General features: G+C 68.6%; 24 protein-coding genes and 1 riboswitch. Of the genes, 12 read left to right on the top strand and 12 right to left on the bottom strand.

Annotated elements, in window-relative coordinates; genetic code table 11:
• The 3 genes from AC5P9I_RS17895 (at window position 1) to AC5P9I_RS17905 (ending at window position 4,181) form a co-directional block, all read left to right on the top strand.
• Window positions 1-1,770 (top strand): cytochrome c biogenesis protein DipZ, encoded by a 1,770-nt coding sequence (locus AC5P9I_RS17895; RefSeq protein WP_049465058.1) that lies wholly within the window; start codon window positions 1-3, stop codon window positions 1,768-1,770.
• Window positions 1,771-1,784: 14 nt separating this feature from the next.
• Entirely contained in the window at window positions 1,785-2,522 is a 738-nt protein-coding gene (gene msrA / locus AC5P9I_RS17900) for a peptide-methionine (S)-S-oxide reductase MsrA (RefSeq protein WP_049465073.1), read from the top strand.
• Window positions 2,523-2,732: 210 nt separating this feature from the next.
• Window positions 2,733-4,181, top strand: a complete 1,449-nt coding sequence (locus AC5P9I_RS17905; RefSeq protein ID WP_049465057.1) for an aminotransferase-like domain-containing protein — start codon at window positions 2,733-2,735, stop codon at window positions 4,179-4,181.
• A gap of 75 nt (window positions 4,182-4,256) precedes the next feature.
• On the opposite strand, the gene bioD is transcribed toward AC5P9I_RS17905, so the two are convergent.
• Window positions 4,257-4,940 (bottom strand): dethiobiotin synthase, encoded by a 684-nt coding sequence (gene bioD / locus AC5P9I_RS17910; RefSeq protein WP_064237579.1) that lies wholly within the window; start codon window positions 4,938-4,940, stop codon window positions 4,257-4,259.
• A 68-nt stretch (window positions 4,941-5,008) separates the two neighbouring features.
• Here bioD and AC5P9I_RS17915 point away from each other — a divergent pair, with 68 nt between their 5' ends.
• Together AC5P9I_RS17915 and AC5P9I_RS17920 are read left to right on the top strand one after the other, a co-directional pair.
• Entirely contained in the window at window positions 5,009-5,491 is a 483-nt protein-coding gene (locus AC5P9I_RS17915; RefSeq protein WP_032959222.1) for a GAF domain-containing protein, read from the top strand.
• On the top strand, window positions 5,488-5,850 hold the full coding sequence (locus AC5P9I_RS17920; protein WP_049465052.1) for a TfoX/Sxy family protein: 363 nt from the start codon (window positions 5,488-5,490) through the stop codon (window positions 5,848-5,850). Before AC5P9I_RS17915 ends, AC5P9I_RS17920 begins: the two co-directional genes overlap by 4 nt.
• A 91-nt stretch (window positions 5,851-5,941) precedes the next feature.
• Here AC5P9I_RS17920 and AC5P9I_RS17925 read toward each other — a convergent pair whose 3' ends face one another.
• Both AC5P9I_RS17925 and AC5P9I_RS17930 read right to left on the bottom strand, forming a co-directional pair.
• Window positions 5,942-6,520: a histidine phosphatase family protein gene (locus AC5P9I_RS17925; RefSeq protein WP_049465051.1), complete on the bottom strand. Its 579-nt coding sequence runs from the start codon at window positions 6,518-6,520 to the stop codon at window positions 5,942-5,944.
• Between the two features lie 131 nt (window positions 6,521-6,651).
• Window positions 6,652-7,776 (bottom strand): acyltransferase family protein, encoded by a 1,125-nt coding sequence (locus AC5P9I_RS17930; RefSeq protein WP_103281976.1) that lies wholly within the window; start codon window positions 7,774-7,776, stop codon window positions 6,652-6,654.
• Window positions 7,777-7,835: 59 nt separating this feature from the next.
• Window positions 7,836-8,059: riboswitch (cobalamin riboswitch) on the top strand.
• A 115-nt stretch (window positions 8,060-8,174) separates the two neighbouring features.
• Between AC5P9I_RS17930 and btuB the strand changes: the two genes are divergently transcribed.
• Complete coding sequence (gene btuB / locus AC5P9I_RS17935) at window positions 8,175-10,016, top strand: TonB-dependent vitamin B12 receptor (protein ID WP_130768521.1); 1,842 nt, start codon at window positions 8,175-8,177, stop codon at window positions 10,014-10,016.
• Between the two features lie 194 nt (window positions 10,017-10,210).
• Here btuB and gph read toward each other — a convergent pair whose 3' ends face one another.
• From gph to AC5P9I_RS17950, 3 genes are all read right to left on the bottom strand, one after another.
• Window positions 10,211-10,873 carry a phosphoglycolate phosphatase gene (gene gph, locus AC5P9I_RS17940; RefSeq protein ID WP_049465047.1) on the bottom strand — a complete coding sequence of 221 codons (663 nt, stop codon included), beginning with the start codon at window positions 10,871-10,873 and terminating at the stop codon, window positions 10,211-10,213.
• 64 nt (window positions 10,874-10,937) lie between these two features.
• Entirely contained in the window at window positions 10,938-11,729 is a 792-nt protein-coding gene (locus tag AC5P9I_RS17945) for a class I SAM-dependent methyltransferase (RefSeq protein ID WP_049465045.1), read from the bottom strand.
• Window positions 11,726-12,655 carry a LysR family transcriptional regulator gene (locus AC5P9I_RS17950; protein WP_130768522.1) on the bottom strand — a complete coding sequence of 310 codons (930 nt, stop codon included), beginning with the start codon at window positions 12,653-12,655 and terminating at the stop codon, window positions 11,726-11,728. Before AC5P9I_RS17950 ends, AC5P9I_RS17945 begins: the two co-directional genes overlap by 4 nt.
• Window positions 12,656-12,763: 108 nt before the next feature.
• On the opposite strand from AC5P9I_RS17950, the gene AC5P9I_RS17955 reads away from it, so the two are divergent.
• Both AC5P9I_RS17955 and AC5P9I_RS17960 read left to right on the top strand, forming a co-directional pair.
• Complete coding sequence (locus tag AC5P9I_RS17955; protein WP_130768523.1) at window positions 12,764-13,402, top strand: NAD(P)-dependent oxidoreductase; 639 nt, start codon at window positions 12,764-12,766, stop codon at window positions 13,400-13,402.
• A gap of 91 nt (window positions 13,403-13,493) precedes the next feature.
• On the top strand, window positions 13,494-14,405 hold the full coding sequence (locus tag AC5P9I_RS17960) for an MBL fold metallo-hydrolase (protein ID WP_130768524.1): 912 nt from the start codon (window positions 13,494-13,496) through the stop codon (window positions 14,403-14,405).
• Between the two features lie 269 nt (window positions 14,406-14,674).
• Here the strand turns inward: AC5P9I_RS17960 and dinB are convergent, their stop codons facing one another.
• Window positions 14,675-15,769 carry a DNA polymerase IV gene (gene dinB, locus AC5P9I_RS17965; protein ID WP_130768525.1) on the bottom strand — a complete coding sequence of 365 codons (1,095 nt, stop codon included), beginning with the start codon at window positions 15,767-15,769 and terminating at the stop codon, window positions 14,675-14,677.
• A 191-nt stretch (window positions 15,770-15,960) separates the two neighbouring features.
• On the opposite strand from dinB, the gene fabA reads away from it, so the two are divergent.
• A complete protein-coding gene (gene fabA, locus AC5P9I_RS17970) occupies window positions 15,961-16,476 on the top strand; it encodes a 3-hydroxyacyl-[acyl-carrier-protein] dehydratase FabA (protein WP_049464516.1) in 516 nt (171 codons plus the stop codon).
• Complete coding sequence (gene fabB, locus AC5P9I_RS17975) at window positions 16,476-17,684, top strand: beta-ketoacyl-ACP synthase I (protein ID WP_130768526.1); 1,209 nt, start codon at window positions 16,476-16,478, stop codon at window positions 17,682-17,684. Before fabA ends, fabB begins: the two co-directional genes overlap by 1 nt.
• A 37-nt stretch (window positions 17,685-17,721) precedes the next feature.
• Here the strand turns inward: fabB and AC5P9I_RS17980 are convergent, their stop codons facing one another.
• Genes AC5P9I_RS17980 through AC5P9I_RS17990 form a run of 3 tightly spaced genes read right to left on the bottom strand, consistent with a single transcriptional unit; the run spans window position 17,722 to window position 20,164 of the window.
• Window positions 17,722-18,405 carry an HAD family hydrolase gene (locus tag AC5P9I_RS17980; RefSeq protein ID WP_057494278.1) on the bottom strand — a complete coding sequence of 228 codons (684 nt, stop codon included), beginning with the start codon at window positions 18,403-18,405 and terminating at the stop codon, window positions 17,722-17,724.
• Window positions 18,402-19,103 carry a pseudouridine synthase gene (locus tag AC5P9I_RS17985; RefSeq protein WP_049464521.1) on the bottom strand — a complete coding sequence of 234 codons (702 nt, stop codon included), beginning with the start codon at window positions 19,101-19,103 and terminating at the stop codon, window positions 18,402-18,404. Before AC5P9I_RS17985 ends, AC5P9I_RS17980 begins: the two co-directional genes overlap by 4 nt.
• Complete coding sequence (locus AC5P9I_RS17990) at window positions 19,100-20,164, bottom strand: class I SAM-dependent methyltransferase (RefSeq protein WP_130768539.1); 1,065 nt, start codon at window positions 20,162-20,164, stop codon at window positions 19,100-19,102. Before AC5P9I_RS17990 ends, AC5P9I_RS17985 begins: the two co-directional genes overlap by 4 nt.
• A 158-nt stretch (window positions 20,165-20,322) precedes the next feature.
• Between AC5P9I_RS17990 and AC5P9I_RS17995 the strand changes: the two genes are divergently transcribed.
• Window positions 20,323-20,586 carry a hypothetical protein gene (locus AC5P9I_RS17995; protein WP_005407925.1) on the top strand — a complete coding sequence of 88 codons (264 nt, stop codon included), beginning with the start codon at window positions 20,323-20,325 and terminating at the stop codon, window positions 20,584-20,586.
• Window positions 20,587-20,668: 82 nt separating this feature from the next.
• On the opposite strand, the gene AC5P9I_RS18000 is transcribed toward AC5P9I_RS17995, so the two are convergent.
• Together AC5P9I_RS18000 and AC5P9I_RS18005 are read right to left on the bottom strand one after the other, a co-directional pair.
• Window positions 20,669-20,959, bottom strand: a complete 291-nt coding sequence (locus tag AC5P9I_RS18000) for a DUF3247 family protein (RefSeq protein WP_049464526.1) — start codon at window positions 20,957-20,959, stop codon at window positions 20,669-20,671.
• A gap of 43 nt (window positions 20,960-21,002) precedes the next feature.
• Window positions 21,003-22,991 (bottom strand): hybrid sensor histidine kinase/response regulator, encoded by a 1,989-nt coding sequence (locus tag AC5P9I_RS18005; RefSeq protein ID WP_057494275.1) that lies wholly within the window; start codon window positions 22,989-22,991, stop codon window positions 21,003-21,005.
• Window positions 22,992-23,235: 244 nt separating this feature from the next.
• Between AC5P9I_RS18005 and AC5P9I_RS18010 the strand changes: the two genes are divergently transcribed.
• Window positions 23,236-23,802: a DUF3016 domain-containing protein gene (locus tag AC5P9I_RS18010; RefSeq protein ID WP_130768527.1), complete on the top strand. Its 567-nt coding sequence runs from the start codon at window positions 23,236-23,238 to the stop codon at window positions 23,800-23,802.
• Window positions 23,803-23,871 lie beyond the last annotated feature (69 nt).

The raw sequence follows: 23,871 nt of genomic DNA on the forward strand, positions 1-23,871 counted from the left end.
ATGCTGCTGTTGCTGCTTGCCTACCTGGGGGGCGCGCTGACCCTGCTCAGCCCGTGCATCCTGCCGGTGCTGCCGTTCGTGTTCGCGCGTGCCGACCGACCGTTCCTGCGCAGCACGCTGCCGCTGCTGCTGGGCATGGCGCTCACCTTCACCGTGGTTGCCAGCCTGGCCGCGGTGGGCAGCCAGTGGGTGGCGCAGGCCAACGAGGTCGGACGCTGGATCGCCCTGCTGCTGATGGCGCTGTTCGCGCTGGCGCTGCTGTGGCCGCGACTGGCCGACCACCTGCTGGCACCGTTCCAGCGCGTGGGCGCCCGCCTGAGCGCGCGTGCCGATGCCGCCGACGCGGCGGGACGGGGCGGTGCGTGGACATCGCTGCTGATCGGCATCGCCACCGGCCTGCTGTGGGCGCCCTGCGCGGGGCCGATCCTTGGCCTGGTGCTGACCGGTGCCGCCCTGCATGGCGCCAGCGTGGGGACCAGCACCCTGCTGCTGGCGTATGCGCTGGGCGCGATCACTGCGCTGGCGCTGGCGGTGTGGGTCGGCGGCCGCGTGTTCCGTGCGCTGCAGGCGCGGCTTGGCCTCGGCGATGCGCTGCGCAAGGGGCTGGGCGTGGCCGCCCTGCTGGCGGTGGTGGCGATCGGCCTGGGCTGGGATACCGGCCTGCTGACCCGTCTTTCCACGGTCAGCACCGCCCGCATCGAGCAGGGCCTGCTGGATGCGGTACCCGGCGCGCAGCCGTCGGCACCGCCGATGATGATGATGGCCGGGGCCAACGCCGCGGCCGATGCACCGCTGCCGGTGGAAGGCACCCTGCCCGCGCTGGACGGTGCCACCGGCTGGCTCAACAGCCCCCCGCTGGCAGCCCAGCAGCTGCGCGGCAAGGTCGTGCTGATCGATTTCTGGACCTACTCCTGCATCAACTGCCTGCGCGCGATGCCGTTCGTGCACGAATGGGAGCGCCGCTACCGCGACCACGGCCTGGTGGTGATCGGCGTGCACACGCCGGAGTTCGCCTTCGAGCGTGACCCGCGCAACGTGATGAAGGCGGTGCAGCAGCTGAAGGTCGAGTACCCGGTGGCGCTGGACAACCAGTACACGATCTGGCGCGCGTTCAACAACCGCTACTGGCCGGCGCAGTACTTCGTCGACGCACAGGGCAACATCCGCGGCCACCAGTTCGGTGAAGGCAACTACGCGCGCTCGGAACAGATGATCCGTCGCCTGCTGGCCGACGCCGGGCAGACGAACCTGCCGCCGCCCGCCGATCCCGCTGCCGCCGAGCTGAAGGGCGTGGCCGCGCAGGCCGACATGAGCAACCTGCGTTCGCCGGAAACCTACCTGGGCCACGCCCGTGCCGAGCAGTTCGCCTCGCCCGGCGGGCAGCGCAGCGACGCCGCGTTCGACTACACGCTGCCGGCCAGCCTGGCGTTGAACCAGTGGGGACTGTCCGGGCGCTGGACCATCACCGACGAAGCCGCGCAGCTGCAGCAGGCCGGCGGCCGCATCGCCTTCCAGTTCCATGCCCGCGACCTGCACCTGGTGCTGGCACCGGGCCAGGAAGGAACGCCGGTGCGCTTCCGCGTCTGGCTGGATGGCAAGCCGCTGCCCGCCGCCGACGCCGGCAGTGATGTCGGTGCCGATGGCAGTGGCGTGGTCGACGAGCACCGCCTGTACCAGCTGGTGCGCCAGCGCGGCACGGTCGGCCCGCACCGCTTCGAAATCGAGTTCCTCGATGCGGGCGTGCAGGCCTATGCCTTCACCTTCGGTTGAACCGGGAGGACATGATGAAACTCTCCTTTGAACAGGGCATCGCCGCCGGTGTGGCCGGCCTGGTGGCCACGGCCTTGATTGCCGGCGTGCTGCTGGTCGACCACGGCGCGGCTGCGGCACCGGTCGAAGCCAGCGCGCAGATCCAGGCACTGCCGGCCCCCACCGGCGATGCGGCGTTCCGCGATGACGCGACCCACGCCAGCGTGGTGTTCGCCGGTGGTTGCTTCTGGGGCGTGCAGGGCGTGTTCCAGCACGTCAAGGGCGTGAGCAACGCGGTCTCCGGCTATATCGGTGGCAGTGCGGCCAATGCGCGTTATGAGCACGTCAGCGGTGGCCAGACCGGCCATGCCGAAGCAGTGAAGATCGACTACGACCCGCGCCAGGTCAGCTACGGGCAGCTGATGCAGGTGTTCTTCTCGGTCGCGCACGACCCGACCCAGCTCAACCGCCAGGGGCCCGACCACGGCAGCCAGTACCGCTCGGCGATCTTCAGCGATGACGCCCGCCAGCAGGCCGCCAGCCGCGCCTACATCACCCAGCTCGGCCAGGCCGGCAGCTACCGCGCACCGATCGTCACCCAGCTGGTCAGCGGCCAGCGCTTCTACCCGGCCGAGAGTTACCACCAGAACTACATGACCAACTACCCGCAGGCGGCCTACATCCGCTACTACGACGCACCGAAGCTGGCGGCCCTGGCCAAGCAGTTCCCGGCGCTGTACCGGCGCGAGGCGGTGCTGGTGCCGATGCGGTAACGACCTGGGTAGCGCCTTCTGCTGGCCGGCAACCGCACTGTTCCGGATCCCGGGATGGCCGGCCAGCGGCCGGCACTACCCAAAAAAAGACGCACGGCCATCCAGCCGTGCGCTTGGAAAATACCGGCCACGCCCCGATCAGGCCCGGCCGACGACAACATGCTAGGCTCGCCATCATCACGGGTACAGCACCAGATGGCGGGATCTTCGATGGATACAGATGACCAGGCCACGATGATTCCTCCCCGCTACCAGCGGCTGTCCGATGAACTGGCCGAGGCCATCCATGGCGGACGTCTTCCGGTCGGCAGCCGCCTGCCCTCGCTGCGGCAGATGGCCTCGCAGCGCAGGCTCAGCCTGAACACCGTGATTGCCGCCTACCGCCAGCTGGAAGATGCCGGTCTGGTGATTCCGCGGCCCAAGGCCGGCTTCGAGGTGGCGCCGCGGTTATCGGTACCGGAACGGTCACTGCGCGATGTGCCCTCGGCCCCGACCGCACCGCTGCAGCAGGTACTCATGGCGCGGGTGCTGGAGGCACAGCGCCGCCCGGGCGTGGTCGACCTGGCCTTCGCCGGCCCGCGCGGTCGGCAGTTCTACCCGGGCGCGCAGCTGGCCCGTCACACCGCGCAGGTGCTGCGCCATGGCCAGCAGACGGTGGAGACCTACGCGCGCCCGAACGGCTCGCCACGCCTGCTGGCGCAGATCGTGCGGCGTGGCCCGCGCATGGGGCTGCATACCCACAGCGAGCGCCTGCTGTTGACCCATGGTGCGATGGAGGCCCTGCAGCTGGCCCTGCGCGCGGTGACCGAACCGGGCGACGCGGTGGGCATCGAGGCGCCCTCCTACTTCAACCTGTACCCGTTGCTGGCCAACCTCGGCCTGCAGGCCATCGAGCTGCCCACCCATCCGCAGCACGGCCTGGAGGTCGATGCGCTGGAGGCGATGCTGGAGCACACGCCGCTGGCCGCACTGGTGGTGATGCCCACCGTGCACAATCCGCTGGGCTGTACCATGCCGACCGCTGCCAAGCAGCGCCTGGCCGAGCTGGTCAATGCACGCCAGCTGCCGCTGATCGAGGATGCGGTGTATGCCGAGCTGCAGTTCTGCGAGCCACCGGCTCCGTTGCTGAAAGCCTTCGATCGCGACGGCTGGGTGATGGTCGTGGGAGGCTTTTCCAAGACGCTGGCGCCGGATTACCGCATCGGCTGGCTGGATGGCGGCCGCTTCGCCGAACGCATCGCGCTGCTGAAATTCCAGTCCACCGGCGGCGAGCCACAACTGCTCGGCGATGCGGTCGCGGCGTATCTGGAGGCGGGCAGCTACGAGCATCACCTGCACCGCATGCGCCGGCTGTACCGCGAACAGGTGGGACGGCTGCGCCAGCTGGTGGCCGAACACTTCCCGGCCGGGACCCGCGCGACCGAACCGCAGGGCGGCTTCCTGCTCTGGCTGGAACTGCCGGGCGTGGACACGCGCGAGCTGTTCGAGCGAGCGCTGCAGGAGGACATCGTGTTCATGCCCGGCCAGGTGTATTCGCGCGGTGCGCGCTATCGCCACTGCCTGCGCCTGTCGTGCTGCCAGACGCTGGATGCGCGCTTCACCGGTGCGGTGGAGCGGCTGGGTGCGATCGCACGGGAGCTGGCGGCTGCAGCACGGTAGTGCCGGCCGTTGGCCGGCACCATCGGGATCACCGGGTGGATGCAGTTGCCGGCCAGCGGCCGGCACTACCCAGGATCAATCGAGCAGGTGCGCGCTCAGCGCTTCGCCGTCCGCCCCCGGCAGATGGGGCAGCCGTCCCCAGCACGGCATCGGCAGCCGCTGCCGCAGCGTGGCGATGTTCTCGTCCTGGCGCTGCATGGCCGGGTCGATGTGGTTGCCGATCCAGCCCAGGCACTCCACGCCACTGGCCTGCAGCGACTGCGCGGTCAGGCGCGCATGGTTCACGCAGCCCAGCCGCATGCCCACCACCAGCAGCACCGGCAACTGCAGTGCTCGCACCAGGTCGAGCTGGTCCAGCGTGGCCGAGACCGGTGCCAGCCACCCACCGACGCCCTCCACCACGACGATGTCGGCCTGCGCGCGCAGTCGCGCGAACGCGGCCACGATCGGCGCCAGTTGCACCTGCACGCCGTCCTCGGCAGCGGCCAGCTCCGGTGCCAGCGGCTGCCGCAGCGCGTACGGGTTCAGATCGGCATAGTCCGGCACCGGCCAGCTGGCCGCCTGCAGGGCCAACGCGTCCTCGTTGCGCAGGCCCTGCCCCAGGTCTTCGCTGCCACTGGCCACCGGCTTCATGCCCACCGCGCGCAGGCCGCGCCGGCGCAGCGCATGCAGCAGCGCGGTGCTGGCCGCGGTCTTGCCGATTTCGGTGTCGGTGCCGGTGATGAACAGGGCGGGCGGCAGCGTAGCGGGCAACGGCATCGATGGGCTCCAACAGGGCAACAGAGCGTGCATTATCGCCGGCCCGGCGCGCTTGCTAGACTGCGGGCATGTTCGCCAACGCCTCGCTCACCGGCAGCAAGCCGGAACAATACGCCCAGCTGCTGGAACAGGCCCGTGGCCTGGTCTACGCCGAGTCCGACCGCATCGCCAACGCGGCCAACCTCTCCGCACTGGTCTACCACGCCCTGCCCGACCTGAACTGGGTGGGCTTCTACCTGTACGACGGCAAGGAACTGGTGGTCGGCCCGTTCCAGGGCCTGCCGGCCTGCGTGCGCATCCCGCTGGACAAGGGCGTGTGCGGTGCCGCCGCCAGCCAGCGCGTGACCCAGCGCGTGGACGACGTCGATGCCTTCCCCGGCCACATCGCCTGCGATTCGGCCTCGCGCTCGGAACTGGTGGTTCCGCTGCTGCGCGGTGATGAACTGATCGGCGTGTTCGACATCGACAGCCCGAAGATCGGCCGCTTCGATGCCGACGACCAGGCCGGCCTGGAAGCCATCGCCCGGGTATTCGTCGAGGCGCTGGGATGAGCGCACCCAAGCTGCGCAACATCGGCCCCAAGAGCGCGGCCTGGCTGCGCCAGGTCGGTCTGCGCAGCCGCGAGGATCTGGTCGCGATCGGTGCGGTGGGCGCCTTCGTCAAGGTCAAGCGCGCCGGCTTCAAGCCCAGCCTGAACCTGCTGTACTCGCTGGAAGGCGCGTTGCTGGACTGCCACTGGCAGGAACTCAGTGAGCCGCAGCGTGAGGCGCTGGTGCAGGATTACGAAGCACGCATCGCCGCGCATCCGCTGAAGGCGGCCGGCCCCGCCTCGGGCCCGGTGCACGAACAGCGCTTCGATGCCGACGATGACGCTGAAGACAGCGTTGCCGAGGATGCGGACGAGGATTGATAGCACCGGTAGTGCCGGCCGCTGGCCGGCAACTGCATGATCTTCGCAGCGCTCCCGAGGCTGCCGGCCAGCGGCCGGCACTAGCGAGGGGTTACGGCTGCTGCAGTTCCAGCAGCTCGCCTGCCAGCCCGGCTTCGCCACGTTCCAGCCATACCCGCAGGCGCGTGCCGTGGTCGATGCGCAGCGCCCAGCACAGCGACATCGGCAGGCCGCAGACCTGCGACAGCACCATGCGCAGCGGGCCACCGTGGCTGACCACCAGCGTCGGCACCGGATCATCCTCGTCCAGCAGGCGGTCGAGCGCGCGCGCGATGCGCCGCTCGAAGTGGCCCCAGCTTTCGCCGTTCGGCGGTGGGAACGCATGCGGATCGGCGTGGAAGGCAGCGAGTGCATCCTCCGGCAGGTCGAACAGCGACTGCCCGTCCCAATCGCCGAAATCCAGCTCTTCCCATTCCTCGTCTGCTTCCACGTCCAGCCCGCGCGGGGTGGCCAGGGCCATCGCCGTGTGCAGCGAGCGCAGCCGCGGCGAACTGATCACCCGCTCCCAGGGCTGCGCGGCGTAGGCATCGACCAGTTCCTGCGGCAGGCGGGCCAGCTGCGGTGGATCGCTGCGGCCATCGAGGAACTCATCCCGACCGTTGCCGGCATGGCGGACCAGGTCGAGGATCATCGCTGCCGGCCGGTCTGTACCTGCCGGCGCGGCGGCGCTTCGAACAGATCAGCGGCGGGGATCGGTAGCGGTTGGAACAGGATCATGGGCAACACTTCCAGAACTGATGCCCCGCGACGGGGCGCTTCATTCTAGCGTGCGCCGCCCTCTGCCTGCCCACCTGCAGCAGCGCTGCGCGCTGGCACGGCGGGCGACATCAGCCGCTTGCCCAAGCGGATCATCGGTGCTTCTACGAATCGATGGCCGAGTGCAGCCAGCGGCAGTACCACCGACAGCGTCATCGCCGCACACAACAGATAGCCAACACTGTTGCCCTGGACGGCAAGCACCCGCGCGAACACCGGACCGAGCACCGCGATGACGATCGGATGCCCGAGATAGAGCGAGTAACTCACCGTGCCCAGCCATGCGGTGATCCGGTTCACGAGCCAACGCGGCGGGCACTGCGAGAAGCCCAGTATCAAGGCCAGGTAGCCCAGCCCCGCCAAATGCCATTGCCAGGGACCGGCGGCACCCCACGTCGTCGAGGACGCGGCCAGGAGCAGCAACAGCACACCCGCCAGGTTCAGGCGGTGTGCCCACCGCCGCGCGCGCGGCACCGGCAACCGGGCGAGTGCACCAAAGGCGTGGAAGCCCACCAGCCCCATCGCGAAGACCGGGGCATGGCGCAACCATCCGTAGTCACCCAGCGAGGCCTGGATACGCTGGCCCAGCACACCCGTCCAGGCCAGCACCACCAGCGCCAGTAGCCCGATCAGCAGTCCCCAGGCGCTGCGCGCCTTGCCGACCAAGACGTAGAGCGCGGGGAAAATGGCGTAGAACAGCATCTCCACGCCCACGGCCCAACTGGCCCACACGATTCCCGTTTCCCAGCCCGGGAACAAGTTGAAAGTGAAGGACAGGTTGGCCGCGATCTCCCCCCATGAATGGCCTACATGGTCGCCGCGGCCATCACGGAACAGGGAGAACATCAACAGCACATAGAAGAGCGGCGCGATGCGAAGGAATCGATGCAGGTAGAAGCTCAGCAGCGGTCGGCCGGTGGCTTGGTGCCGGGGCATGGTGTAGCACAGGGAAAATGCACTGATGACGAAGAACAGCGCAACCCCGGTGGCTCCCATGTGCACGGCAGGCAACCAGCCGGCCGACACCGGTAGTGCCGGTGCCGGCATTGATTGCACGTGGTACAGCACTACGTATACGGCCGCCAGGCCACGCAGGGCATCGAGAAACTGCAGGCGATCCTTCGCAACCATGGTGGCTCGCACGAACGTGAAGAGGCCGATACTCTAACGCCCCCGGCAGGCGATGACTTAGACTGCGCGCACTTCCAGGTGACCTGCGGCCACGGCCGGCAGGTTGAAACGGGAAGCCGGTGACGCGTGATTCCACGCCATGCCGGCGCTGCCCCCGCAACGGTAAGCACGTCAGTTCCAGGCAACAACGCCACTGTGCCCTGTGCATGGGAAGGCGCCTGGACGGTGGCCCCCCGGCCACCCGGCGGCAAGCCCGGAGACCGGCCCGGAAGCCTCAGGTCGCGATGCGGTGGGCATGGCGCTGGATGACCGCAGCCTGCGCTGCGGCGTCGGCGCATGCCTGCCTTCGCGGCTCCTCCCCTTCGCCACGCGGGCGTGCGTGGCACCTGGAGTCCCCCATGAAGCTGCAATCCCGAATGCTGTCCCTGGCCGTGCTGGCCGCCCTGCCCGCGCTGGCCCAGGCCGCCGATGACACCACCGCGCTCGACCAGATCCTGGTCACCGCCACCCGCACCCCGATCGCCCTGCAGGACAGCATCGCGCCGGCGCAGGTGATCGACCGCGCCCAGATCGAATCCAGCCAGGCGACTTCACTGCAGGAACTGCTGCGCGGCCGCGCCGGCATCAACCTGACCAATGCCGGCGGGCTGGGCAAGCAGAGCTCGCTGTTCCTGCGCGGCACCAACTCGGGCCACACCGTGGTGCTGGTCGATGGCGTGCGCATCAACAGCGCCGACCTCGGCCTGGCGATGTACCAGGACCTGCCGCTGGCGCAGATCGAGCGCGTGGAAATCGTGCGTGGCCCGCAGTCCAGCCTGTACGGTGCCGACGCCATCGGCGGCGTGATCCAGATCTTCACCCGCCGCACCCCGGGCGATTTCGCGCCGCACTTCCAGCTCGGCGGTGGCAGCAACGGCCTGCGCGAGGCCAGCGGCGGCATCGGCGGCGGTACCGAGCGCGGCTGGTTCGGCGCCGACATCGCCTACCAGCATTCTGATGGCATCGATGCCTGCCGCGGCTCGGCAACGCTGTTCACCGGTTGCTTTGCCGACGAACATGACCGTGACGGCTACCGCAACCTGTCCAAGAGCCTGCGCGGCGGCTACACCTTCAACGACCAGTGGAGCGTGGAAGGCAGCGCACTGCGTGCCGACGGCAAGAACCACTACGACGGCTACTACAACTACTCGGAAACCCGTCAGCAGGTGCTGGCCGGCAAGGTGCGCTACACCCCGTCCGAGCGCCTGGCATTGACCGCCAATGTCGGCCGCAGCGACAACGAGTCGGACAACTTCGGCGACTTCGGTGCGCGTGGCAGTGCGCAGACCCACCGCGACAGCGCCTCGCTGCAGGGTGACATCGGCTTGGCCGAGGGCCAGCTGCTGAGCACCGGTGTGGACTGGAGCCAGGACAACCTGGATGGCAGCAGTGCCGGCTATCTGGTCGACAGCCGTCGCAACACCGGCGTGTTCGTGCAGTACCAGGGCCGCTTTGGTCGCCACCAGCTACAGGCCAGTGCGCGCAACGACGACAACCAGCAGTTCGGCAACCATGCCACCGGCAGTGTCGGCTGGGCGATGGAACTGGGACACGGCCTGCGCGGCAATGCCAGCTACGGCACCGCGTTCAAGGCGCCGACCTTCAGCGACCTGTACGACCCGTGGAGCGGCGTGCCGACGTTGAAGCCGGAGAAGTCCAAGAGTGCCAACCTGGGGGTTTCGCAGCAGGGCCAGGGCTGGCATTGGGGCCTGGATGTGTACGAGACCCGCATCGATGACCTGATCACCTACGATGCGTCGACGTTCAGGATGCAGCAGGTGGAGAAGGCGCGCATCCGCGGCGCCGAACTGACCGGTGGCATGCTGCTGGCCGGCTTCGACCTCAACGCGCAGCTGAGCTACACCGACCCGCGCAGCCGCACCCGCGGCAGCAGCCAGTTCGACAACTGGCTGCCGCGTCGTGCACAGCAGACCGCGCGCCTGGACATCGATCGCCGCTTCGGGGACTTCCGTGCCGGCCTGACCGTGCAGGGTGCGGGCAAGCGCTATGACGACGCCTCGAATGCGGTGAAGGTGGGCGGCTACGGTACGCTGGATGTTCGCGCCGAATACGCACTGACGCCGTCGTGGTCGCTGCTGGCGCGCGCTGCCAACGTGTTCGACCGCCGCTATGAAACAGTGGCGTGGTTCAACCAGCCCGGTCGCGAGTACCAGCTGAGCGTGCGTTACCAGCCGAAATGACCGCGACGGTCATGGTGGTGCCGGCCAGCGGGCGGCAACATCATGACCTTCGGCGACGTCCTCGGGGTTGCCGGCCAGCGGCCGGCACTACCCGTTGCGTCGGCCCTGGATTGCCGGCCAGCGGCCGGCACTACCCGTTGCGTTGGCCCTGGGTTGCCGGCCAGCGGCCGGCACCACCTGTTGCGTTGGCTGGGTTACCGGCCCGCGGCCAACCCCGGCAACTCACGCAGGTCGTCGATCACTGCCACCGCATGCGCGCTGGCCAGATCCAGGCCGCGCGGGTAGCCGTAGCGCACCAGCGCGATCGGCATGCCGGCCTCTTCGGCGGCGCGGTAGTCGGTCAACGAATCTCCCACCATCAGGCAGGCGTCCACCGGCAGCGCGAAATGCGTAGCGATGTGCCGCAGCGGTTCGCCACTGGGCTTGCGCTGCGGCAGCGAATCGCCCCCCAGTACCAGCGCGAACGCATCACCAATGCCCAGGTGCTGCAGCAGGGGCGGCACCAGTGCTTCGGGCTTATTGGTGCAGATCGCCAGTGGCACGTCGCGCGCGCGCAGCTGCGCCAGTGCGTCGGCCACGCCATCGAACAGGCGCGGGCTGCGCAGCAGGCACTCGCGGTAGTGCACCATGAAGACCGGCATCACCTCGGCCAGGTCGACCTCACGACCGGCGGCGTGCACGGCCTGTTCGACCAGGCGGCGCACGCCGTCGCCGATCCAGCCGAGCACGGTGGCTTCCGGCACGCGTGCCATGCCGATGTCTTCCAGCGTGCGGTTCAGTGCTTCGGCGATATCAGCTGCGCTGTCGACCAGCGTGCCATCAAGGTCGAACACGACCAGCGGATAGGGATACGACAAGGGACGGCACCTGCACGACGTGGGGCCGCCCATTGTACGCCGCTGGTTTCTGCGCCGATCCGCCTCAGCCGATCCGGCGCGCGCGGGTGGCCAGGAACGTGGGCAGGTAGCGGTCGATCAGGAAGCGCGGCTGCGGCTGCCAGTCTTCCATGAAGCGATCGATGACGAACCCCGCATCCAGCTGGCCGCCGATCAGTTCGGTCAGGCTGTGGCCAAAAGTCAGCGCATCGCCGCGGGCGAGTTTCGCCTCACGTTCGGCGGCGGGCAGGTCTTCCAGGTCCGAATAGGGAATGGCGTACTGCGGCCGGATCAGGCCCTGCGCATCGAGCTGCGGATCGCGCGCACCGACGAACAGCACCGGGTTGTAGAAGCTGGCCATCAACATGCCATCGCGCGCGAGCACGCGGCGGCATTCGGTCCAGACCGGGCGCACGTCCGGCACGTACAGATTGGAGATGGGGTGGAACACCACATCGAAGCTGTCGTTGGCAAATACGTGCAGGTCGCGCATGTCGCCCTGCACCGTGCGCAGCCGCAGGCCGTCGCGCGCCGCCACGCTGCGGTCCTGTTCCAGCTGCCCGTCGGACAGGTCGAACACGGTGACGTCGGCCCCGGCCGCCGCCAGCACCGGTGCCTGCTGGCCACCGCCCGAGGCCAGGCACAGCACCCGACGGCCGCGCACATCGCCCAGCCAGTCCAGCGGCAGGGCGCGGGGCGTCAGGTGCACCTGCCAACGCCCTTCGCGCGCGGCGGCAATCGTTGAACTCTCCACCGGGCGCGACCATTCGCGCACTTCGCTGGCCTGGCGGTCCCAGGCAGCACGGTTGTGGTCGATCAAGGCCTGTCCATGGTTCATGTGTTCTCCTTGCCCGGTGGGCGCCAATCCAGATCCTGGAAGGCCGGGCTGGCGAAGCACTCGGCCAGGTAGTCCAGGAATCGCCGCATGATAGCGGGCTGCTGGCGGCGTGATGCGTACACGGCATGAATACCGAGTTCGTCCAGACTGAACGCAGGCAGCAGTTCGATCAGTTCACCGCTGCGCAGCAACGGTGCCACCTGGTAGGTCGGCAGCATGGCGATGCCGGCACCGGCCCGCACCGCCTCCAGCAGCAGCGACGCCTCGTTGGCACTGATGTTGCCGCCCACCGCCACCGAGAGCGAACGGCCATCGCGGTGCAGCTGCCACAGGCTCTTGCCGACGTAATGGTGGGTCAGGCAGTTGTGCGCGGCCAGGTGCTCGGGGGCAGTGGGCGTGCCGCGTGCCTGCAGGTACGACGGCGTTGCGCACAGTACCGAGCGGCAGGTGGCCAACCGCCGCGCGATCAGGCTGGAGTCGATCTGGCGCGCGATGCGCACCGCCAGGTCCACCCGCTCCTCCACCAGATTCACCATGCGGTCGACCAGCAGCAGCTCGATGCGCGCGGCAGGATGGCGCGCAACAAAGCCGGCAACGGCCCGTGCCAGGTGGCTCTGCCCGAACGACACGCTGGCGGTGACCCGCAGCGTGCCGTGTGGCTCGGGATCGTCGCTGGCCAGCTCGCCCTGCAGTTCCTCGCCGATCGCCAGCATCTGGCGGAAGCGCGCCAGCGCCACCTCGCCCGGGCCGGTCAGGCTGACCCGGCGCGTAGTCCGGTGCAGCAGGCGCGCGCCCAGCCAGGCCTCGACCTCGGCCAGGTAGCGGCTGACCATCGCCCGCGACATGTCCAGCACCTCGGCGGCCGCGGTCAGGCTGCCACGCTCGGCCACTTCGACGAACACGGTCATGGCGGTCAATCGGTCCATATGCTCGATCCATGCAACAAACAAGCGCGTTATACGCTGTTTTTCGGCCGACTGCAGGGGCCTAGAGTGGCCCCATTCCCACCCCACACCGCCCCACGGAGTCCTGCCATGAAGATCGCCCTCGTTGGTTCCACCGGCAACATCGGCCGCCAGATCGCCCGCCACGCGCTGGCCCGCGGCCACGAACTCACCGTCATCGTGCGCAGCGCGCAGGACCTCCCGGCTGAACTGGCCGGTGCGCATCCAGTGGTCGCCTCGCTGGACGACCTGGATGCGCTGGTCGCCGCCATTGCCGGCCACGACGTGCTGGCCAGTGCCTACGGCCCGCGCCCCGGCGATGACATCGGCCGTGTGGGCGAGGTCGCCGCGCAGCTGGCCGCCGCCGCACGCAAGGCCGGCGTGCCGCGCCTGGTGGTGGTCGGTGGTGCCGGCAGCCTGGAAGTCGCGCCCGGCGTTCAGCTGGTCGATACCCCCGACTTCCCGGAGGCATACAAGCCGTACGCGCTGGCCCATCGCGAGGCGTTCAACCGCCTGCAGGCAGTGGACGACCTGGACTGGACCTTCTTCTCGCCGGCCGCCGAAATCGGCCCGGGCGAAGAGCGCGGCCAGTACCGCGTGCAGCCCAAGGCCTTCCTCGCCGATGCCAGCGGCCACAGCCGCATCAGCTACGCCGACTACGGTGCAGCGTTCGTCGCCGAGCTGGAAGCACACCGGTACCCGAAGCAGATCATCACGGCCGCGTATTGATCCACGCACGTCCCTTGTAGAGCAGAGCCCGCGCTCGGCTCTACGCGAACATGCAGCCGGGCATTGGCCCGGCTCTACACAAGGAATTCCCATGCGTACCGCTGCCCTGCTGCTCCCCCTCGCCCTGGCCGCCAGCTTCACCAGTGCACCGCTGCTCGCCGCACCGGCCACCCCGGCGCCGGCGGCGTCGACGAAAGCCCAGCTGCACCTGCAGACCTTCCATCCCGGCCCGCAGGCGATGTTCTCGGTCTCCTCGGTGCTGATCGAAGGCCGCCACGACGCGATCCTGGTCGATGCGCAGTTCGGTGCCAGCGACGCGCGCAAACTGGTCGAACGGATCCGCGCCAGCGGCAAGCGGTTGACGACGATCTACATCAGCCACGGCGATCCGGACTACTACTTCGGCCTGGCCACCGTGCAGGACGCCTTCCCGCAGGCACGCATCGTCGCCACCGCGCAGACCGTTGCGCATATCCGGCAGACCCAGGCCGGCAAGCTGGCCTACTGGGGACCGAAGATGGGAGCCGATGCGCCGGCGCGCATCGTCGTGCCGCAGGTGCTGGACGGTGATGCCCTGCAGCTGGAAGGCCAGCGCCTGCCGCTGATCGGCCTGGACGGCCCGACCCCGGACCGCACGGTGCTGTGGGTGCCGTCGCTGCGCGCGATCGTTGGTGGCATTCCGGTGGTGGCCGGCGAGCACGTGTGGATGGCCGACACGCAGACGCCGAAGTCACATGCCGACTGGCTGCAGACCCTGCAGCGACTGCAGGCACTGAAGCCGAAGGTGGTGGTGCCCGGGCACTACGCGCCGGGTACGGCGCTGGATGCCAGTGCACTGCGCTTCACTGCGGACTACATCCGCACGTTCGATGCCGAGACGGCAAAGGCCAAGGACAGTGCGGCGCTGGTGAAGGCGATGCAGGCCCGCTATCCGACGCTGGCCGGCGTGGCGTCGCTGGAGCTGAGTGCAAAGGTGGCCAAGGGCGAGATGCAGTGGCCATGAGGTAGGGCGTTTTCTTTTGCAGGGCTGCGCCCTGCACCTGCAGAGGCAACAGCAACAGCCGAAGCAACAGCAACAGCTGGCCATCCGTGGGATGGCGAGGTGGGTCCGGTTGCGGGGGACGCCGTGAATCCGTCCATGGAGGCTCGGTCGCGCCATCCATGGCGCTCACGCCCCCGCAACCGGACCCACCCCGCCTTCGACAGATATCGGCAATCTGCCGGGGTCGGATCCCGTTGCTGCGCAACGGGCGCTGACCCCGCCTTTGACGATCAGAGGGATGTGGACTCGTTCGGTCCGTGCTCGAACAACTCGCCCTGCACCACAGCCTCCTTCTCGCGGAAGCCGCCGAGCCCGACGCCAACCAGGCGGTAACGGGTCTCCGCCGGCAGGTCGACGCGGGCGCGCAGGGCCAGCGCGATGTCGCGCAGTTCTTCCATCGATTCCGGCGGGCGCTCCGGGGTGAAGCTGCGGGTGAGGATGCGGAACTGCGCGGTCTTCAGCTTCAGCACCACGGTATGGCCGACACGCTCGGTCTTGCGGGTGGCCTTCCAGGTCTTCTCCGCCAACTGCACGATTGCCTCGGTCAGGTCTTCCAGCAGCAGGTCTTCGGCGAAGGTGTCCTCCGAGGAAATCGACTGCACCTGCTGGTCCGGCTCCACCGGCCGCTCGTCGATGCCGCGCGCCCGGTTGTACAGGCTGCGCCCGAAACTGCCGAACGCCTCTTCCAGATCGGTCAATGCCCATTGCCGCAGGTCGCCGCAGGTGACGATGCCGCGCGCGGCCAGCTTGCCCTCCATCACCTTGCCCACGCCAGGCACCCGCTTCACCGGCAGCGGCAACAGGAACGCGTCCACCCGCTGCGGTGGAATCACGAACTGGCCATCCGGCTTGCGCCAGTCCGACGCGATCTTGGCCAGGAACTTGTTCGGGGCGATCCCGGCTGAAGCAGTCAGGTGGGTTTCCTCGCGGATCTGAGCGCGGATGGTACGCGCGATGTCGGTGGCCAGCTCGATGCCACTCTTCGGCTCGGTCACGTCCAGGTAGGCCTCGTCCAGCGACAGCGGTTCGACCAGGTCGGTATGCCGCAGGAAGATCGCGCGCACCTGCTGTGACACCGCCTTGTAACGCGCGAAGTCCGGCGGTACGAAAATCGCGTCCGGGCACAGGCGCTCGGCGCGCACCGCGGGCATCGCCGAACGCACGCCGAACACGCGTGCCTCGTACGAGGCCGCACACACCACCGAACGCGCGCCGCGCCATGCCACAACCACCGGCTTGCCGCGCAGTGACGGATCGTCGCGCTGCTCCACCGACGCGTAGAACGCGTCCATGTCAACGTGGATGATCTTGCGCAGTCGGGTCATGTCGGGCGGAAAAGGCGGGGGCGGGCCAGGCAGGCCACACGCCGAAGTATGGTCGTTGCACATCAACAGGATGCGCGTATTCCCTTGAAAACTCTACGGTTGCGTACGGTTGAAATGTTTGATCGGCACAGTTTCCACGGGCATCCTCGAGAACTTGTTTCCCCGTTTCCCCGCTTCCAGGATTGTGCTTCATGACCCGTCTCCACGCGTTCAACCGCGAACAGCTGCTGGCCAGCGCACGCGGTGAACTGTTCGGCACCGCCGCCGGCCGTTTGCCCAACGATCCGATGCTGATGTTCGACCGCATCACCGACATCCACGAGGACGGCGGACCGCACGGCAAGGGCATGGTACGCGCCGAGCTGGATATCCGCCCGGACCTGTGGTTCTTCGGCTGCCACTTCATCGGCGACCCGGTGATGCCCGGCTGCCTCGGCCTGGACGCCATGTGGCAGCTGACCGGCTTCTTCCTGACCTGGCTGGGTGCCCCCGGCAAGGGCCGCGCGCTGGGCTGTGGCGAAGTGAAGTTCACCGGCCAGGTACTGCCGGACGCCAAGCGGGTGCGCTACGAGATCGACATCAGCCGGGTCATCAACCGCAAGCTGGTGATGGCCCAGTCGGACGCCCGCATGTACGTGGATGACCGCGAAATCTACAGCGCGCGCGACCTGCGCGTCGGCCTGTTCACTGAAACCGGGAGCTTCTGATGCGTCGCGTCGTCATCACCGGCATGGGCATCACGTCCTGCCTCGGCAATGATCTGGATACCGTATCGTCTGCGCTGCGCGAAGGGCGCTCGGGTATCACCCCGCTGGCCGACCACGCCGAGGCCGGGCTGCGCAGCCAGGTCGGCGGCCGTGTCGACCTCGACCTGGACGCATTGATCGACCGCAAGCAGAAGCGCTTCATGAGCGATGCGGCGGCCTTCGCCTACCTGTCCATGCGCGATGCCATCGCCGACGCCGGGCTCAGCCCCGAGCAGGTCAGCCACCTGCGTACCGGCCTGATTGCCGGCTCCGGTGGCGGCTCCAGCGAATGGCAGATCGGTGCCGTCGACCTGCTGCGCGAACGGGGCGTGCGCAAGGTCGGCCCGTACATGGTGCCGCGCACGATGTGCTCGACGGTCTCGGCCTGCCTGGCCACGGCCTACCAGATCAAGGGCGTCAGCTACTCGCTGTCGGCCGCCTGCGCGACCTCCGCGCACTGCATCGGCGCCGCCGCGGACATGATCCGCCACGGTGCGCAGGACATCATGTTCGCCGGTGGTGGCGAAGACCTGCACTGGTCCATGAGCGTGATGTTCGACGCGATGGGCGCGCTGTCGACCAGCTTCAACGACACTCCGGCCAGCGCCTCGCGCCCGTACGACAAGGATCGCGACGGCTTCGTCATCGCCGGTGGCGGCGGCATGCTGGTGCTGGAGGACTACGACCACGCCGTCGCACGCGGCGCGCGCATCCATGCCGAGCTGATCGGCTATGGCGTGACCTCCGATGGCGCCGACATGGTGGCACCCTCCGGTGAAGGCGCGGTGCGCTGCATGAAGATGGCACTGCAGGGCGTCGACCGCCCGCTGGATTACCTCAACACCCACGGCACCTCGACCCCGCTGGGCGATGTCACCGAGCTCAACGCGATCCGCGAAGTATTCGGCGACGCGGTGCCGCCGCTGTCCTCGACCAAGGCGCTGTCCGGCCATTCACTGGGTGCGGCCAGCGTGCACGAGGCGATCTACTGCCTGCTGATGATGCGCGACGGCTTCGTGGCCGGTTCGGCCAACATCGCCGAGCTGGACCCGAAGGTGGTGGATTTCCCGATCCTGCGCGAGAGCCGCGCACAGAAGCTGGACACGGTGATGTCCAACAGCTTCGGCTTCGGTGGCACCAACGCGGCGCTGGTGTTCGGTCGGGTGTGATGGGGCAGGCGTGCCGACCAGCGGACGGCACCCACCGTTACCTCGGCAGCAACGGCAGCAGCAACGCGTGCGCATCCACCAGCGAGCCGACGATGCGGTGGCCCAGTGCGCGCAGATCTTCATCCGGATGTACCAGGTCCGGCACCTGGATCACGGTCATTCCCGCCGCCAGTGCAGCGCGCGTGCCGGCCGGTGAATCTTCCAGCGCCAGGCAACGTTCTGGCGCCTGGCCCAGCCGCTGCGCGGCCAGCAGGTAGATGTCCGGCGCCGGCTTCGGCCGCGCCACGTCGCCACTGGTGATCACCGCATCGAAATACGGCAGCAGGCCGGCAGCGGCCAGCTTGCGGCCGGCCCGCGGCTGCCGCGTGGTGGTGGCCACCGCACGCGGGATCGCATGTGCCTTCAGCAGCTCCAGCAGCTCCAGGATGCCCGGACGCAACGGCAACCCGGTCTGCGTACGTGCTTCATACAGGTCGTGGCAACGTGCGGCCACCGCATCGATCACGCTGTCCTCGATGCCCTGCGCGCGCAGCAGCGCGTGCGAATCGCGGTCGCCGAGGCCGACCATGCGCAGGAACACTGCCTCGTCCAGGCCCAGCCCGAATTCATCGGCGGCCTGGCCCCAGCAGGCCAGCGAGACACGCTCGCTGTCGATCATCAGGCCGTCCATGTCGAAGATGACGGCGTCGGGAAGAAACGGCAGCGCAGCGATGGGGGTCATGGAGCGAACAGCGTATCCAGGTCGGTAGGGGTGAGCTGCCGCCATTGCCCTTCGTCCAGCCCCTGCAGGTCCAGCCCGCCGACGCGGCTGCGGTGCAGGGCCTGCACGTGGTTGCCGGTGGCGGCGAACATGCGGCGTACCTGATGGTAACGACCTTCGTGCAGCACCAGGCGCGCGCGACGCACATCCAGAACTTCGAGTTCAGCCGGCAGCAGGGGCGTCTTCTCGGACTCCAGCATCAGCGTGCCGCTGGCGAACAGCGCCACTTCATCACCGCGCAGGTCGTCGCTCAACTCGACCTCGTAGACCTTGGGCAGCTTCGATTTCGGCGAGATGATCCGGTGCAGCAGGCCACCATCATCGGTCAGCAGCAGCAGGCCACTGGTCTCGCGGTCGAGGCGGCCCACCGTGGACAGCACCGGGTCGCGGTCGCGGAAGCGCGGCGGCAGCAGGTCGTAGATCAGGCGACCGGTGTCCTTGGTCGAGCAGGTGTAGCCGGCCGGCTTGTGCAGCGCGATCGACAGGCCCACCGGCGGATCCAGCGGCTCGCCATCGACCCGGATGGCCTCATGCGGCACCTGGTCGTCGGCGTACAACACCTCGCCGTCGGCGTCGGTGATGCGGCCTTCGCGGAACAGCCACTGCACCTGCTTGCGGCTGCCATAGCCCAGGTTGGCGATGTGCTTGACCAGCTTCACTTGCCCTTCCCCTTCACCGCTTCGACCAGCTTGAACCCGTCGCGCTCGGCGACCACGCGCACCGCACCGAAACTGTCGTTGAGGGTGTGCTCGTACGGCAGGTGGCGGTTGGCCACCACGTACAGGCGCCCACCCGGGCGCAGCGCCTGCGCGGCCACGGCGATGAAGCGCTGGCCGATGTCCGGGCGGTCGGCGCGCGACGGCGTGTGGAACGGCGGATTGCTGATGATCACGTCGTAACCCGGCTCGATGCCGGTGGTGACGTCCTGCCACAGGAAGCGCAGCGGCAGCGCGCGCGGTGGCGGCGCCAGGTTCAGCTCGGCCAGTGCCAACGCGCGCTGCTCGGCCTCGTACAGGTCCAGCGCGGTGATCTTCGGGCAGCGTTCCAGCAACTCGCGCGACAGATAGCCGTAGCCGGCGCCCAGGTCGGCGGCGCGGCCGGCCAGGTCGGGCGGCAGGTGCTCGGCCAGCAGCGCCGACGCCGGATCGATGCGATCCCAGGCGAACACGCCCGGGCGGCTGAGGAAGCGGCCACCGACGATCGGGCGCACCGCATCCAGCGCCGACCAGCGCTTGGCCAGCTCGGCATCGTGCTGGCCCTGCATCGGGGCGGTCCAGTACACGCGGCAATGGTTCTTGGTCAGGCTGCCGCCGAGGCCGGTCAGCTGCTTGAGGTCACCCTCGCCGGAGCGTGCGCCTTCGTTGTTGGACTGGCAGGCGACGATGCGGCCCCCTTCGGCGACCAGCGCCAGCGCGCGGGCGAACAGCGCACGGGCTTCTTCGCGCTGGCGCGGCGGCAGCACCAGCACCAGCGGGTAGCGGCCCTTGCCGGCCCCATCCTCCAGCTGGCCACTGACGGTCCAGCCGGCGGCCTGCTGCAGCGGCTGCGCGAACGGGGCAAAGCTCTGTTCGCAGTGCAGCTCGCGGTGGCCGGCCACTTCGCGCAGCGGCCAGCCGTCGCGGGCACGCAGGAAGGCCACCGGGCCCTCCGGCCAGCGCAGGGCGCCTTGGGAGAACGGCAGGAGCAGGGTCTGCAGGGGGGCGTCGTCGCTGGAGGCCATCGGCGCGGGGTACTTCAAGCGTGAGGGCCGACCATTGTACCGGCTCGGCCAGGCAGCCCCGCCCAGGGCGCTTTGCGAAACCCGAACGGGGCCTTGATCTGCCAGCAACATTGAAACGTTCAGGGTAGAGGCTCCCCCCGGAACCCAGGAGAACCTGCATGCGAGCCTTGTTCGTCGGTGGCGTGGTCGACAACAGTGAAATGGACCTGGAAGGCAGCCATCCGCCCGTGCATTACCCCGAAGACACCGGCGGCGGCCACTCGCGCTACCGGCTGCACCAGGTTGGCCATGGGGCCGACGGCAGCGTGGCCTATGCGGTCTATGGCGCGCCGGACCTGGCCGATGACGAGGTAGCCCGGGTGGCGGAAGAACGCGCCTACGCGCGCCGGTTCGAAGCGACGCCGACCTTGTTCGAGCACTGAGCCCAGCAGCCACGCACGGCGTGGCTCTACTGCAACCTCCGGTAGATCCACGCCATGCGTGGATGGGCCCGGCAGGCGGCCGTCAGACCCTCGGCGGCAACCTGCGGATGCTGGCAATCTCGTCCAGCCACACATGGTGCTGCTGCACCGGCGTGTCGCAGTCATCCAGGCGCAACTGTCCGTTGCTGCCTTCATCGCCGGCTTCGTTGCGATACTGCTGCACCGTCGGCCTCACCGCGACGGTGCCGAGCAGGCGACGGCCGTCCTGCAGGATCAGTTCCACCTGCGTCTCGCCGTCGAGCTGCGGCAGCAGGGCTTCCAGGCGCGCGATCTGCGCCGGATCGGTATGGATACGGGGAGCTATGCGGGACATCGGCGACCTCCTGGCTGCAGGATCGCCGATCGTCCGTGAATGCTCAGTGCAGCGCGTTGTCCGCGCGCGGCACCTGCACCTTGCGCACAGCGGCCACCAGCTGCGCTACCGAGTACGGCTTGGCCACATGCTCCTGGAAGCCCGATGCCAGCGCGCGGCGGCGGTCGTCGGCACGCGCCAGTGCAGTCACCGCCACCGCAGGCAAGGTCGCCGCATCCACGCCCATGTCCTCGCGCAGCGTGCGCACCAGGCCATAGCCATCCATGCCCGGCATGCCGATGTCAGTCAGCAGCACGTGGTACTGCAGATGGCCGGTGTCGGCCAGCAGCGCCAACGCCTCGCCGGCCGAGCTGGCCGCGGACACGCTGGCGCCCTGCTCTTCCAGCATGCGGCGCAGGTATTCCAGCACTTCCGGCTGGTCTTCCACCGCCAGCACGTGCATGCCGCGCAGCGGATACGGTTCGACGATCACCGGCTCCAGGATCGGCCCGCTGATCACTTCGCGCAGTGGCCGCCGCTCGGCATCGGGAAGGTGCTGCGGCAGGCGCACGGTGAACGTGGCACCGAGGCCATGCCCTTCGCTGGCCGCCGTGACCGTGCCGCCGTGCAGTTCCACCAGCTGCTGCACGATCGCCAGGCCCAGCCCCAGCCCGCCGTGGCGGCGCGTGGTGGTGCCGTCGGCCTGGCGGAAACGGCTGAACAGATGATTGAGGAATTCAGGCGCGATGCCGTCGCCGGTGTCGCGCACGGTGATCACCCAGTGATTGCCGTCGGCCTGCAGCTGCAGGTCGATGCGGCCTTCGGCCGGGGTGAACTTGATGGCGTTGGAGAGCAGGTTCCAAAACACCTGCTGCAGGCGCGTGGCATCACCCAGCACCAGGCTGGGCTGCTCGGGCAGCTGCAGGTGCACGTCCAGTGCCTTGCCTTCGGCGACCAGTTCCTGCGCACCAATGGCTTCGCCAAGCACGGTGCGCAGGTCCAGCACTTCCACCTCCAGCTGCACCTTGCCCAGCAGCATGCTGCTGAGGTCGAGCATGTCCGAGATCAGCCGCTTCTGCGCGCCGGCGCTGTTGGCGATCACGTTCAGGCCCTTGTACAGCGGACTGGTGTCGTCCACGCGCTGCAGCAGCAGTTCGCTCCAGCCAAGAATGGTGGTCAGCGGCGTACGCAGTTCATGCGACAGCGTGGCCAGGAACTCATCCTTCAGCCGCGCCATGTTTTCCGCGGCACTGCGTGCGGCGCGCTCGGACTGCAACAGCTCCTCGCGGGCCAGCTCGATCTCGCGGCGTTCGGTCACGTCCGGGCTGCTGCCGGCCAGGCCGATGAAGCGGCCCATGCGCGAGAAGCGCGGGCGGGCGTTCATCTCCAGCCAGCGCCATTGGCCATCGGCACGCCGCGCACGCACCAGCGCGTGCATCGAGCGCTGCGCCTTCAACGCCTCCTGGAGTTCGTATTCGAACACCGAGGCATCGTCCGGATGCACCAGGCCACGCCAGACGTCTTCCGGAACGCGCGTCTCGTCGCCACCGAAGAACTCGCTGAAAGCGCTGTTGACGAAACGGGCGTGCCCACGCTCATCGAGCACCCACACCGGCATCGGCAGGCCGTCGGCCAGCGCGCTGAAGCGCGCTTCGCTCTCGCCCAGCTCCACTTCCATCTGCTTGCGCGCGGTGATGTCGAAGAACAGGATGCCGACCTTGTCCTCGCCCGGCCGGCCCACGCGCACCGCGTCGACCGCGAACGAACGACCCAGCGCACGCGCTTCCATCTCGAACTGGGCCGGGCGGCCGCTGCGGGCGACCTCGCCATAGATGCGGAACCAGTCCTGCTCATGATTGGGTTCCAGCGCGGTCATGCGCTGGCCACGCGCGTCCTTCAGGCCGGTATGGCGTTCGAACGCGTCGTTGACCTCGATGAAGCGATAGTCGACCGCACGGTCGCCCTCGAACAGCACCTGGATCACGCAGAAACCGGCGTTGATGCGTTCAAGCACGCCATGATGCAGGTCGGGTTCGGGCGCCGGCACCATCATCGGTGGGCGCTCCACTAGGGGCGGCAGTGTGGACAAGGGCGTCTGGACGGGCCGGGTTGGAGACACAGCATCTTCCAAAGGGCGTATTCACAGCGTCAAGCGCCGTCAGTCATGGTTGACGACGATGAATTGGCGGCAACCGCTCTTGCGTATGTCGCAATCGGCCGTTGCGGCCACCGGAATGCGGGATCACACTCGCTCCGAGAACCGCATCGTCCCCATTGATGGGACGCAGGAGACCGTCATGAACCGCTCATCGGCCACTGCCCTGCTGCTGGCAGGCGCCCTCATGGCCGGCAGCGCGAACGCCGCGCCGCGCGCCGTCACTGATCCGGACGCGCCCCGTGCGCTGCAGGCCAACGGGCCGGTCAGCGTGAAATGGGACGATCCGGCCACATTCACCGAGATCCGCCAGAGCACCAACCGCTTCGAAGCCGAACGCGGCAACTGGGTGCAGCAGCTGGCCAGCTACGTGCAGACCACTGCAGCCAAGCCGCTGCAGCCCGGGCAGACCCTGGACGTGACCCTGGTCGACATCAAGCGCGCCGGCGACTACGAGCCCTGGCACGGCCCGCGAGGCAGCGACATCCGGATCATGCGCGACATCTATCCGCCGCGGATCACCCTGCAGTACACGCTGAAGGACGCCAGCGGCCGCATCGTCGATGAGGGCGAAGCCAAGCTCAGCGACACCGGCTACCTGCACAACCTGGGGCTGAAGAGCGACAGCGATCCGCTGCGCTACGAGAAGCGCCTGATCGACGACTGGGTCAAGCGCGAGCTGAGCACGCGGGCTACCGCTGCACGATGATGGGCAACCGCCGGGCATGGCCCGGCGCCAGCCCTGGTCTTGGTAATGCCGGCCGCTGGCCGGCATTAC

The sequence above is a fragment of the Stenotrophomonas sp. YJH_SMC_29 genome, from assembly GCF_059371235.1.